Origin of the sequence: Dyadobacter luteus, from assembly GCF_003383615.1 — a bacterium.
GTDB classification, from domain to species: Bacteria; Bacteroidota; Bacteroidia; order Cytophagales; family Spirosomataceae; genus Dyadobacter; species Dyadobacter luteus.
On sequence record NZ_QNUL01000039.1, the window covers coordinates 1 to 12,701 of the forward strand.

The window sequence follows — 12,701 nt, forward strand, 5'->3', positions numbered from 1 at the left end:
TCGGATGTTGATGGGCGTTCTAAACACTTGCCCAGTGGTTGCCAAACCACATTCACTATATGCCCTTATGGGCGCACTAAGTATTCCTCCATGGAGACCTCTGTGCGGTAGACCTTAGAGAGAACACCGCCCAGGCTGATGAAAACTTCCTTGTATTTTCGCAGTGGATCATTGGCCTTGTTAACTGAGAGCACCAGCGCCTTTTCTCTTTCTGTAAGCCCGAGAAGCTGCTGGATCTGATCGAATTTATTTTGATATTTGGATTGGTCCAGTAGAATTTTGCAGTCCGAATTGTTGACAATTGCGTCCTTGACGATAGGTGAGGAGATGATATCATCGACCTCCTGTGTGACCACAATGGCTTCTCCGAAGTATTTTCTAACTGTTTTAAAAATATACTTCAGATACTCGGCCATACCCTGTTTGGCAATCGCTTTCCAGGCTTCTTCCACAAGCAGAATTTTTCTGATCCCCTCAAGCTTTCTCATTTTGCTGATGAAAAGCTCCATGATGATGATTGTCACGATCGGAAACAAAATCCGGTGCTCTTTGATACTATCCAGCTCGAAGACTATAAAGCGCTGAGAAAGAAGATCCAGGTTCTGTTGTGCATTCAGAAGGTAGTCGAATTCGCCTCCTTTGTAGTAGGGCTTTAAAACGTACAGAAAGCTGTCAAGATCAAAGTCCTTTTCTTTGACCCGGTCACTTGCTATGATCTGGGCGAATTGATTTTGCAGAAATTCATAAAAAGTGTCAAAACACGCAAACACCCGCGGGTTGTTAGCCAGATAGATGTAGTAGGAGCTCAGCGCATTGGAAAGTGCGACATACTCGCTTTGGCGGAATGTTTCGTTGTCCTGTTTCCATAGCGCAACCAGAAGAGTTTTAATACTCTCCTTTTTTTCGGTGTCAAGCACCCTGTCATCCGGAATGTAGAATGGATTAAAACGGATCGGATTTTGCTCCTCATAGGTAAAATAGTAGCCGTCAACCATTTGACAAAGGCCCTGGTAGCTATGGCCGACATCGACGAGCACGATATGCGCTCCGGTTTCAAAGTAACTTCTGACCAAATGATTGGTAAAGAAGCTTTTTCCGGATCCTGAAGGTCCGAGTATAAATTTGTTCCGGTTTGTGCAGATGCCCATCCGGATGGGCTCATCTGAGATATCTACATGCATGGGTCTTCCCGTGAGCCTGTCGCCGAGCCTGACACCGACAGGGCTGATAGAGTCCCGGTAGCTGGATTCCAAATTAAAAAAACAGGCAGCCTGTTCGGCGAAGCAGTCAAAAGTTTCATTCAGCGGGAAATCACCAGCATTGCCCGGCATACACGCCCAGAAAAGCTGTGGGGCTGCCGTGATTTCAAGTCTGGCTGTAGCGTCAATCTGGGCCAGCGCTGAACTGGTCATGTTTCTGATCTCTCTTATTTCAGAGGGCTCATCAGTCCAGACCATCACATTGAAATGGGACTTGACCGGAAGGCGCTGGTCTTTGATTGCCTCATTTAAAAACTCGTTGGTTGCATCAAGGGCAAGACTGTTCTCGCGCGAGTGAAGTGAAAGCGACTGCAGTCTCAGCCGTTTGTTTTCAAGTTTTCTAAGCACCGCGTCAGTATCTTCGATGATCACTAGCTGATTGTAGATATGATTGCAGGGCAACAATTGGCCGAGCGGACTGGCAAAGCCGGTTGAAAACCCGGTCAGATCACTGCAATACTTCTCGTAATCACTGGCAGCACTGCATAAAGAAGGCAGATCTGCTGCATCGGCCAGAGCGTAAATCTGACAGATCTGCTCACCGATTTTGATTCCACTGTGAAAACTGATGTCTTTGACGATCGGACGCTTTTGATCAGCATGCAGATAGCAGTAACTTTCTATAAGCCCTGCCTGCTGCTGTGTGCTTAGCATCTGACTTTCTGTGAGCGGTATGATTTTAACAAAGCCTGAATCCTGCATGATTCTTACAAACTGACCGGCGTTGTCTTTGAATTCCTGCAGGCTTTGCTCTGAGAGCTGCTCCTTGGTAAAAAGGCCTGGTCTTAGAAGATTGGAAATCAGAGAACTCGGCGGCTTTCTGCCTGCCGGCTTTTTGGTCAGAAAAACATAGCAGCTATGCTCCAGAAAAGGCCTCTCGTGAAAGAAGCGTTCGCTGCTATGGGAGAGAAAACTCTCATCGCGTTTTTCGTAGTCGGCCTTGTATTTACTTTTTATAAACCAGTCTTGCTTGTGAACTACAGATCCGGCCGGCAGCATTCTGAGCGCTTTAACCCAGGTGCTGTGAAAGGCTGCATACTGCTGATCAGACATAGTGAATATTTCGGGCAGATCTACTTTGAAGGCCATGGTCATGTCTCCTTGTTTTGACAAAAAACACCCATCCGAGCTGTCGAGCACCGGCATAAGTTCGTCCATTAATTTGTGCATTGCATAGGATGGATTTATAGCTTTGATGATCAGTGTGATCCTATTATTTTGACTGAAATACTTTTCTTGAAACGGATCTGATATGCGAAGGTATCTTGCCTTTGGCCAGGTGTTTAATGAGCCCTTTCTCGCCAAACCGCGCATTAAGGTGATAGACAAAAGCGGCCATTAGTCCGCCTGCGGCAAGCGTGATAACCAGTGTTATGTAGGTATTGACGTTGAAGATGTACAATACTGCATAAATGGAAAGGTCTGCCAGTAAGGCAATGCCCATATAACCAATGTACTGAGCCCTGAGCCCTTTAAAGATTATACTTCTGTTAATACCCTTATTGATTTTGAATTGATCTTTTCGCATCGCTAGCGGATATTTTGACTGGTGAATGTGCCTGTAGCCGGCTGACTATGGGTGCTATACGTTAAGGTTTAAACTCCGAAGAAGGATTGAAGCACGGTAGCGACAACAACCAGAAAAATACAGCTTCCAAACCAGGCCGCAGCCACTTTACTTGTATCCTGATCTCCGGCGTTCCATTTCTGAAACACTTTTACTGCCCCCACCAGTCCCAGAACTGCTCCGATGGCATACATCAGATTCGTTCCTGGTTCAAAGTAAGATCTGACTTTGGTGTCTGCTTCAGCGATCCCGGCAGCGCCGTCCTGCGCTCTGGCAATCACTGTACTCATTAAGAGCATTGCGTTGACCAACAAATGTTTGCGTTTAAAGATTGTTATTTTTCTCATCGTGTTTATGATTTAAGTTGAACAATTAAAGGCTTGTATAAGGGCTGGTTTTTAAGAGTACGACTCATCGTCTGATGGAAGCTTTTGCTGATGCTGTCCATCGTTTATCTGCCAGATGTCTGCCCTTTCGTTACTATCGAGTCGTGAAAGGCCGTACTCTTCGCACAGCGCGTCTATGGCCGCATTCACCGAAAGCTGCAATGGCGTTGCTTGCAGCTGGTGATAGTCGACCGTAATCATTTGAAGAATTGTAATCAGATCTTCTCTTTCATAGCCGCGTTCACTGGCGGCTTTGATTGCTACTTTTAGTTTTTCGTTGATCTTTTCAGTGAGCTGCATCAAATGTTCATCTTCTTGTTCGCCGGGCTGCTCACTGTCTTGCTCAGGTGCTTGGAGCAGTTGGATGGATGGGTCAGGTGAAGACTGAAGATGAGCCGGATGCTGTTCATTTTTTTGCACGGCGCGTTCTGGTGCAGATTCCGGTGATATTCTCATCCAGCGGGTCAGATCATGACGGTAGAAGATAAAGCCTACTACAGAGTAGTAAATCAGAAGACAAACAGCGCTCAAAGCTGCGTAGAGCGACCAGGGATCGGATAGTGTAAACATCAGGTTTGCGGGGATAATAGTGATACAGATTGATATTTGATTCGTTTCAGAATCAATATTATTTTGTTTTGATGCAGCAAAGTAAACCAGAGGGTAGGGTAGCAGGAAAGTCCAACTTTTTCTGTACCCAAAAAGGACCCTGATTCTGAAAAGCTGTAGAAAGTAGCTGGTGTCCCTATACACAGGTCTTTAGTCCTGATTGTAGATGGTGGGGCCTGCTTTTAACCTATACAAAGAATAAATAAAATGTATGTTATTTATTATCAATAAATTAGGATATATAAAAATAAATCCGTCTTCTAGTCTCTTGAAAATATCTGGTATTGATAGGACTGTAATATATCATCTCGAACAAGCACGTAAAATGCGATATCAGGCTTCTGCTTCACTTTAGTTACTCACCATGGGGAGTCTACGTACAGGGTAAATTCTTAACTTAGCTTGTTGAATTGTTTTACCTTGCCTTACAACTGGTGAACTAATTTGCCAGCAGGATTTCGAATACATTGTATTCGCATTTGCTCAATTGGCCCACATCTTAGAAATTAAACAATGCAAGTAGTAGTTGATGTCCAGAATATTATACGTGAAGCGAGCTTATCAGAGTATAAACGTTACAATGGTAACTGCGTACTGGCTGATGCGGAACGTATAGTGGATGTGGGCCGGTAAGGTAACGCCCGTGCCGATTATGGGAAAGCGCTAATACAAACACTTTCTGAATCTTTGCAGTCTGAATTTGGCAAAGGATTTTCACGAAGGAATTTGGAACAAACGAGCACGTTTTATCTTCAATATCCAATTCCGCAGACACTGTCTGCGGAATTGGATATTGAAGATAGCCTGGATTCGATCAGAAAAACACCAGTTTTTAGATTGAGCTGGTCGCACTATTTAAATCTGATTTCCATAAAGAACATTGAACAAAGAAGGTTTTATGAAATCGAGTCAATCGAAAACAATTGGAGCATCAGAGAGTTAAAGAGGCAATACGACTAAATGTGAACAATAGCAGCGAGAAGAATGAATTTACAATCAAATCTGCAGTATCCATTCTCAAAATATATCTTCGAAGAATTTTTATGATGATATTAGATAGGTAGTAAAGCAACTCTTTACGACTATCTCAGGCATGAATGTATAAATAAGAGATTTGAACAAACGGCCATTCATCACATTACGGTAACAGGCAAAACGTATATCTTTGCCGCATGAGTGAATATAGATCAAAGCATGATACTTTTTTTCGGGCCATTATGGGCAACCAGCAGATTGCGCTGGATTATTTCCGCTCATGTTTGCCAGCAGCGATTTTTGAAAAGCTAAATCTGTCGACTTTAAGGCAGCTTCCTGACACATATGTTTCAAAAGAGCTGCAGACATCCATCTCAGATATCGTCTATGCTTGCCAAAGAGCAGATGGAGCAGGGGAAGTGAAAATCTCCCTTTTGATTGAACACAAAAGTTATGTCGATAAATATACCCCAATTCAAATCGGCAGCTATATTTTTTCAGGGCTGTTAAAACAAATTTCTGATGGTGAGAATCCGTCATTGATCATTCCGATTCTACTTTACCACGGTAAAAACCGGTGGGAATACAAAACCTTGTCCTCTCTGTTTTATGGTCTAGAGCCCGAACTGCTAGAATTTATTCCGAACTACCAGTACATTTTTCACAATCTGGGCGAAATTTCTGATGAGAAGATTCAGACTTTACAAAATAAATTTCTTGCAGCATCGCTACTGGCAATGAAATATAGTGTGCTCAAGGAACGATTGAGTGAATGGATCCCGACAATATTCGAGCTGGCAGTGGAGACAGAGAAGAACTTGCAAACAAGTTTGATTGTTTATATATTCGTAAATAGTGAGCTAAGCGAATATCAGATTATAGAGTTGGTCACTTCGCTACCGAACCAAATAAAAGAGACAGTTATGAGCACTTTAGATATTTTTGTTGAAAAAGGTCGCAAAGAAGGTGAACTAGGGAAGTCAAGAACCGCAGCTGAAAACCTGATCAAACTATCCTTGCTGACTGATCAGCAGATTGCTTCAGCTCTTGAGGTCACAACCGATTATGTGGCTGACATTCGCCGGCAATTGTCCCAACCGAAGTAGTGTTTGAACTATGTATTTTGACAGGCACTGGTCTGGCAGTTTGCTTAGAAATTGTTAAGCATCTTTTTTAATATAGGTGAAATTCCTGAGGAACAGATCCAGGCTTTACATAATAGATTTCTTTCAGCATCGCAGATGGCGGAAAATGCATTATCCCCTAAGGATCCCGTAGCGAGTCTATCCCGGCGATACCAGTTTTGGCAGCGCAGGATGTAGAAGGACTTGTCAATGAACATAATTGTTTACATACCAGTAAACGTTGGGCTAAGCAAACAGCAAATTCTAAAACTGATAACTTCGCTGCCAGAACAATAAAAGAGACAAGTTATGAGCACATCAGAGGTTTTGGTCGAAATAGCTTGCAAAGAAGGTTCTAGAGATGCTTTTAGCGAAGCTTATAGAAGGGGTTTTAGGGAAGGTTTTAAAGCAGGTTTAATAAGGGCCACTGAAAAAATAGTTAGAAATCTGATCAAACAAACCATTTTGACTGATGAGCAGATTGCTTTAGCTTTTGAGGTCACAACCGATTATGTGGCTGAGATTCGCCGGCAATTGTCTCAAGCCCATTAGCGATTTGAATTATGGATTCTTATAGCTAATGATCGGACAGTGTATTTAGTCCGTGTTAAGCCAACGACTTTGAATTGGCGATATCACATATAAGTTCGCATGCAGTATAGGGCCCACACTGAAAGTTGTAATTACCCCCTATATACTTGATCAAGACATTCCGTACAGCCTTCAATTCAGTAGCCATGCATTGTACTCTCGTTGCAATACTACCTTAGATTATATAGAATGTAAGTATCTGGATTAAGAAAGTGGAAATGCTATAAAAGGGGAGCATTAAAGTGCGTATTAGACTATCATGTGAATTCCCTAGCGCGGCGTATTCAATTGGTCTGGCCACAGGCTATCTTGGCTAGACAGGTGATAAAGTCCAGATCTTAGCAAGGTCTATTGGGCGCGATTTCGCAGAACTCCTTTGATTTGATTCTCGGTATTAAAATGGAAATATTTAGCCAATGAAGCAATACCAGATTGTGCATTTTGATAATATTTTTAAGATGAAAGAATTCTAGACTTGCTGATTGAAAAGTTTGCCGAAAGGGTCTTGTGTAATCGGCGATAGTAGACTTTCGACAACTACTGGGTGAGAATCAAGGTGTGGGTACTTTGTATTCCGGTAGTTAACTTAACTCTAACAAAATAAATCCCTCTTGCTAAATTCCTTACAGCAACGACATTTGAAGAAATAGGCAATTTTTGTGTATAGACAGCTATTCCTGCTAAATTTAAAACAGTGACTTCCTGGATTTTCGAAACAGGAATAGGTCTCCCATCAATATCGCTAATTGATACGGTCTTCAGCCGGATTAGGATGAATCATTAAAACTTTTCCATCAAAAGCTACACTTTGAATAAAACTGTATGCTAACGATCCATCGTGATCTATCATTCTAAGCCGATAGTAAGTTATACCTGAATGCTTGGCGGAATCAATAAACTGATATCGAGTGGGTTCTTTACTCGATCCTTGCGCACGTATGGTTCCTGCGGTTATCCAACTTTGTAAGTCCCTGCTATATTCAACCTCGAAAAGGGCTGAATTTGCCTCAGTGGCAGTTTCCCATTCCAGCCTGGTGATATCTTCCTGACGATGTGCCTTGAAATAGATCAGTTTTACAGGAAGCGCATCCTGTGTTTTAAACACCACCGCGAAATCTTTCACCTGACCTGTTTGCGGAATATGGCAACTGCTGGCCGGAACGACATGATCACTGATCACACGCATCCGCAAAAAGGTATTTTTTATTACCATGGAAGGTGTCGTAAAGTTGAGCCAGGAATTGGAATTCTGCTGATTAATAAGAAGACCTGTTACTTGCAGGCCTGGAGATTTGACTACCAGCTCATCTGCTTCATTGAACAATCCATCATTGTTGTAGTCAATATAAACTTTCACATGCTCACGAAGCTGACTGGACGTTCCAGTTACTCTGGATCCAACCCTAAAGGCAAAATCATAACTGGTCCCAGCTTGCAGGCCGACAATGTAACGACAACTCCGGTTAACATATTTAGGTATAGAATCTTCTTGCGTTGTAAAAATATACATCCCGTTTAAACCAACCATCTTGACGCCTCCCCCTCCTGAATCACCAGTGGGTGTCGAGCAGTTCTGCTGTGTCAGCTTAGCCTGGATACCTACCATAACATGATCGCTCTGCGACAGGCTATTACCCGAGCTAGTCAACTTTACATCGTACACCCCTGCTACGTTGTAGCGGACATTGACCAACGCCAGTGACGAACTGGCAGGGCTTCCTGCTTCAAATTCCCACTGTCGGTCCGAAGTTCCGTTAATCGAACGGTCTTGAAACGAGACTGTATATCCCACACAGGAACCGGCCGACTTGATCTCAAATGCCGGAGTAATCGCCGGTGAACAGCTGGCGATGCACGTAAGTGATGTGGCGGAAAGATAGTTATTAATCGACTCTTTCGAGCTTGTTGACCAGGTATTTGCGAGGCTCAAACCTGACGTCATAATATAACCTTTGACAGGCTCATCGTCGTCATGCTTTGCACCAAAATTATGCCCGAGCTCGTGAGCCAGTTTTTTAATAATAGTGGCGTCGGTATATTCTTGTCTGTCTCTCAATACGTGATAAACATTTGGCTTGTTACAAATCCCATTGGTTGCTACGCCTAACTCGCCCCAACCGTCGGCACCGATGTCGCGCGTAGTCCAAAATTGCCCGATGCTGTGTGCCATACCAAAGCCATTCTGACCGTAGGCCCATTGGCGAAACTGTGAGAGCGGCGATGACCCTGAGGAAACTGTATTAGGATAAAGCGGGTCAGTTGAGGGCGTCTGGCTGATATAGATGGCTACAATATTATATTCAATATTGTTCACAAATTCATGCCTGAACAGAGTTGCTACATTATTCATTATCGAAACAACGTAATTGCGCACCTGTGCTACACTACCGTGCTGGGCATACATCCCTGCATCAGCAGCAATCGCGAGCCGGATACTCAGGCAACTACCTGCCATGGTTCTCGAATCCGAACTTGATGTAATCAATTCTTGTGCACGGTCCTGCACATATTCTGAACCACATTTAAAGGATTCATTTTCGAGCACATCCGTAGCGTTGTAAATTACCAGTAAACCCGGATCTACTTTTATAAAATTGCCCGCTTGCTCTACATACCAGATCTGCTGATCATGGTGTAGTGCTGCAGAAAAGAAGTTGCTGTCGGCAGTAACCGTAATGCGCGATACGCCACCTGTTTGCTGTCCGGTAAAGGTCTTTACTGTAGGCTTGCCCGACTTAGATATTGCATTAGTACTCGCCACCGTCTCTGAGTAATCGTCAGTAAGCAGAGTTGTTTCCGTCAAGATAAATACTGCCGGAATTCCACCCGGAAGAACTAGTTGTAATCTGGGATGCTCATCTTCCAGAAGGTGCGAAAAGGATTGACCAGCCCCAATCCGGCTCAATTGATAGTTTTTGAATTTGAAATGAAGATCGATGTTTTCGATCTCAGACTTTTCAACGTCTGTAATTCTTGTTTGCGCCAACGATAGGTTACTTGTTAACCAGCAAACCATCAGTATAAGAACCTGTTTCATTACAATGGGTATTTTTGAATATGGCGAGCATTTCACTTTTGAAGAATGGTAAGGGATCGCGTTAATATCACTTCGCTGCTCAGTTTTGAATTGAAATGATCTTAGGCTCGTAATAACTCGATAAGCGCTGCATTAAGGGCACAGCAAATGCATACGCCCCATTTGATAGACGGATATCCGAAAGTTGGACCACATATTCCATTTTCGGAGGGTTTCCTTTTTTCGCCAACGGAAATGACCAAATATCGTAGTCATAACCCTCTATGTTCGGCAATAATAGACGCACAGCTTGCCAGGACAAATCTGAGGCAGTATCGGCACGTGCTATCTTTACGACAGCTCTTGATTTATAGTTCTGAAGGGAAATAGAAAATCGGATATTTTGACCTGATATCTGCACTGTAGTCGGCTTACCTAAGAGAAGTGGCACAGTCTCTACCAGATTCTGGGCATTGCAATTGAAAGAAGTCAGATAGAAAAGCACAGCTATAATGTAAAATTTCATGATATCTATTAAAATGAACGGAATTGTATTTGAGGTGAACTTTGACAGTAAGTATTTGCCAAAGCGTGGCTTTGAGATGAGCATAACAGGACTTTAAAAACTACTTGGAGATAATTAACTTGTGAGTGCTCTGTGTCCCATTAGTTGCCGACAGTTTAACAAAGTAAATTCCTTTTGTTAAATTACCCACGGCGATGCCTTTTGAAGAAAGAGGAAATTTTTGTGTATGGACAGTAATTCCAGCCAGGTTTGTAATAGAAACTTCCCGTATTTCAGAAGAGGGTATAGTCACACCATTTACATCACTGATGAATATGTAATCTTGGGCAGGATTAGGGAAAACAATCATGCCTTTTCTGTCAAAACGAATACTTTGTATGCTACTGAATGCAAACGATCCATCCTCGTCTATCATTCGGAGCCGATAATAAATCATACCGGCGTGTCTGGTGGTATCAATTAGCTGATATCTAACAGGCTTATTACTTGTGCTTTGAGCTCGGATCATCCCCGCGTTTTTCCAGTCTCGCAAGTCTGCACTATATTCTACCTCGAAGCGGTTTGAATTTACTTCACTGGCCGTTTCCCATTCCAGATGAGCTGCATTTTCCTGACGAATTACCTTAAAATAAACCAATTTTACAGCAAGTGCGTCTAGTGTTCTGAACACTACTGAAAAATCTTTGACCTGGCCCGTTTGCGGGCTATGACAACTATTTACGGGAACGACATTGTCGCTGATCACACGCATGCGTAAAAATGTGTTTTTGACCACCGTTGTCGGAGTAGTGAAGTTGAGCCAGGGTTTGGAATTGTTCTCATTGATCAAAATATTTGTCGACTGCAAATTGGGTGATTTTATAATAAGTTCATTTGATTCATTGAACAATCCATCATTGTTGTAGTCAATGTAAACCTTCACGTGCTCGCGAACCTGGCTGGTGGTATCCGTTGCTCTGGATCCTATCTTGACCAAAAAATCGTAGCTTGTCCCTGCTTGCAGCCCGATGATATATCTACACGATCTGTTCACATATTTAGGAATCGAATCTTCAGCTGTTGGGAATATATATGTCCCGTTCAATCCTACCATCCTGATCCCACCTCCTGCCGCACTTCCCGTAGGCAATGAGCAATTCTGCAATGTCAGCTTAGGACGCTCGCCTACAAGAACATAATCATTCTTAATGAGATTATTTCCGGAGCTGGTCAGCTTCACATCATATAATCCGGCTGCATCGTAACGGATTATTGGATTCATACCAATAGCCGTTGAAGGATTACCGCCATCCATCTCCCATAAGCTATTCGAACTTCCGTTGATTGACTTATCCTGAAACTGAACGGCGTTACCCACGCAGGCACCAGCCGATTTCAAATCAAATGCGGGCGTTACCGGTTGCGGGCAATTGGCAAGGCAGGCTGTCGCTGCGGAAACTAAATTATCGTTGATAGCTTGCCTTGATACTTCTGACCATTTAATTCCCGGGCTATAGCCGCCCGTCATGATATACCCCGCATAGTCAGTTCCTACGTCGTGGCTGGCACCAAAGTTATGTCCCATCTCATGGCTGATTCGTTTTTTGACGTCTTTTCCAAAATCATCTGTGAGTACATGATAGGCATTGGGTCTGTTACATATACCCGAGCTGGCCGAACTCATATCTCCCCACGCTACCGCACCCATATCTCTGGTTGTCCACAATTGTCCCATATTATGCAGCATATTAAACCCACTGTTTGTATAGGCCCAACGCCTGAATCCCGTAAGTACTCCAGTCCCTGCTGTCGTGTTTGGAAGAAGAGGGTCCTGGTCATATGTTTGACTTATGTATATAGCAACAATGTTGAATTCGATGTTATTGACAAATGTCTGTCTGTAAATGGCCGCTACCTCATTCATTGTGGAGAGTATACGATTTCGTACCGCTGATGCACTTCCGTATCGCTGAAACATCGATGCGTCCGCTGCTATAGCCAGCCGTACAAGCATACAGCTTCCAACCATGGTTCTTACTTGTGTATCGGACTGATTTGGTTGTAACTCTTGTGCTCGTTCTTCTACTGCTTCAGCACTGCATTTAAACACTTTATTTGTCAATACGTCTGCCGCATTGTAAGTTACCAGCAGATCGTTACTGCATTGAGTGAAATTTCTGGCTTGTTCGATATACCAGGATTGCTCCCCATTGTGCACAGATGCGTCGAAAAAGTCGTCGTCAATAGTTGCTGTAATAGTTGCTGTACCGTTCACCTCCTGCCCAACGAACGTCTTCACGGATGACCTGCTTGTTTTAGTGATTCGGTCGGCTCCTGCAACAGTCTCTACATAGTCATCAGCAAACAGTGTCACTTCTGATAACGTAAATACCTTCGGCTGGCTGCCAGGCAAGGTTACCTCTATTCTGGAGCTGTTGGCTTTTATCTGTCGCAGAAAGGATCGGTTTGTATCCGCCCGGCTGAGTTGATAACTTCTGAATTTGAAATGAAGGTCAATGCCTGAAACATCGGTCTTCCCTACAATTTTTAGCTGTAACTGCGCCTGAGAGTTGACTACAGTCATAAGAAATATTAAAAGCGTGTGTAAAGGTTGCTTCATAAAAGTAAATATTAAAAGGTGCTTACAGTTGGCAAAATTTTGGAAGATC

10 protein-coding genes and 1 pseudogene are annotated in these 12,701 nt (G+C 43.2%); 3 read left to right on the forward strand and 8 right to left on the reverse strand.

Translation table 11 applies throughout. The features are described 5' to 3' along the window. Nucleotides 1–65: 65 nt before the first annotated feature. From DSL64_RS26800 to DSL64_RS26815, 4 genes are all read right to left on the reverse strand, one after another. Nucleotides 66–2,429, reverse strand: coding sequence for a TraG family conjugative transposon ATPase (locus tag DSL64_RS26800; RefSeq protein ID WP_115834042.1), 2,364 nt, complete (start codon nucleotides 2,427–2,429; stop codon nucleotides 66–68). Between the two features lie 43 nt (nucleotides 2,430–2,472). Beyond that, complete coding sequence (locus DSL64_RS26805) at nucleotides 2,473–2,787, reverse strand: DUF4133 domain-containing protein (protein WP_115834043.1); 315 nt, start codon at nucleotides 2,785–2,787, stop codon at nucleotides 2,473–2,475. Between the two features lie 68 nt (nucleotides 2,788–2,855). Further along, a complete protein-coding gene (locus DSL64_RS26810) occupies nucleotides 2,856–3,125 on the reverse strand; it encodes a DUF4134 domain-containing protein (RefSeq protein WP_374755848.1) in 270 nt (89 codons plus the stop codon). A 99-nt stretch (nucleotides 3,126–3,224) separates the two neighbouring features. Then, a complete protein-coding gene (locus DSL64_RS26815; protein ID WP_147300427.1) occupies nucleotides 3,225–3,965 on the reverse strand; it encodes a hypothetical protein in 741 nt (246 codons plus the stop codon). Nucleotides 3,966–4,469: 504 nt separating this feature from the next. Here DSL64_RS26815 and DSL64_RS29620 point away from each other — a divergent pair. The 3 genes and pseudogenes from DSL64_RS29620 to DSL64_RS26830 all read left to right on the forward strand — a co-directional run. Continuing rightward, nucleotides 4,470–4,781: pseudogene (locus DSL64_RS29620) on the forward strand (DUF1016 N-terminal domain-containing protein); the annotation flags it as partial. Nucleotides 4,782–4,993: 212 nt separating this feature from the next. Beyond that, nucleotides 4,994–5,902, forward strand: a complete 909-nt coding sequence (locus DSL64_RS26825; protein ID WP_115834047.1) for an Rpn family recombination-promoting nuclease/putative transposase — start codon at nucleotides 4,994–4,996, stop codon at nucleotides 5,900–5,902. A 327-nt stretch (nucleotides 5,903–6,229) separates the two neighbouring features. Then, a complete protein-coding gene (locus DSL64_RS26830; protein WP_115834048.1) occupies nucleotides 6,230–6,472 on the forward strand; it encodes a hypothetical protein in 243 nt (80 codons plus the stop codon). Nucleotides 6,473–7,048: 576 nt separating this feature from the next. Here DSL64_RS26830 and DSL64_RS29625 read toward each other — a convergent pair. The 4 genes from DSL64_RS29625 to DSL64_RS26850 form a co-directional block, all read right to left on the reverse strand. Continuing rightward, entirely contained in the window at nucleotides 7,049–7,285 is a 237-nt protein-coding gene (locus DSL64_RS29625; RefSeq protein ID WP_115834049.1) for a T9SS type A sorting domain-containing protein, read from the reverse strand. Further along, a complete protein-coding gene (locus DSL64_RS26840) occupies nucleotides 7,254–9,548 on the reverse strand; it encodes a M12 family metallo-peptidase (protein WP_115834050.1) in 2,295 nt (764 codons plus the stop codon). Before DSL64_RS26840 ends, DSL64_RS29625 begins: the two co-directional genes overlap by 32 nt. Nucleotides 9,549–9,627: 79 nt before the next feature. Continuing rightward, nucleotides 9,628–10,053 (reverse strand): hypothetical protein, encoded by a 426-nt coding sequence (locus DSL64_RS26845; RefSeq protein WP_147300428.1) that lies wholly within the window; start codon nucleotides 10,051–10,053, stop codon nucleotides 9,628–9,630. A 100-nt stretch (nucleotides 10,054–10,153) separates the two neighbouring features. After that, complete coding sequence (locus DSL64_RS26850; RefSeq protein WP_115834052.1) at nucleotides 10,154–12,652, reverse strand: zinc-dependent metalloprotease; 2,499 nt, start codon at nucleotides 12,650–12,652, stop codon at nucleotides 10,154–10,156. Nucleotides 12,653–12,701: the final 49 nt, after the last annotated feature.

What these genes read in the sequence shown, in the direction of transcription:
- DSL64_RS26840 (WP_115834050.1), bottom strand. Translation starts at nt 9,548, where the DNA reads ATGAAACAGGTTCTTATACTGATGGTTTGCTGGTTAACAAGTAACCTA.
- DSL64_RS26850 (WP_115834052.1), bottom strand. Translation starts at nt 12,652, where the DNA reads ATGAAGCAACCTTTACACACGCTTTTAATATTTCTTATGACTGTAGTC.
- DSL64_RS26800 (WP_115834042.1), bottom strand. Translation starts at nt 2,429, where the DNA reads ATGCACAAATTAATGGACGAACTTATGCCGGTGCTCGACAGCTCGGAT.
- DSL64_RS26805 (WP_115834043.1), bottom strand. Translation starts at nt 2,787, where the DNA reads ATGCGAAAAGATCAATTCAAAATCAATAAGGGTATTAACAGAAGTATA.
- DSL64_RS26845 (WP_147300428.1), bottom strand. Translation starts at nt 10,053, where the DNA reads ATGAAATTTTACATTATAGCTGTGCTTTTCTATCTGACTTCTTTCAAT.
- DSL64_RS26810 (WP_374755848.1), bottom strand. Translation starts at nt 3,125, where the DNA reads ATGCTCTTAATGAGTACAGTGATTGCCAGAGCGCAGGACGGCGCTGCC.
- DSL64_RS26830 (WP_115834048.1), top strand. Translation starts at nt 6,230, where the DNA reads ATGAGCACATCAGAGGTTTTGGTCGAAATAGCTTGCAAAGAAGGTTCT.
- DSL64_RS26825 (WP_115834047.1), top strand. Translation starts at nt 4,994, where the DNA reads ATGAGTGAATATAGATCAAAGCATGATACTTTTTTTCGGGCCATTATG.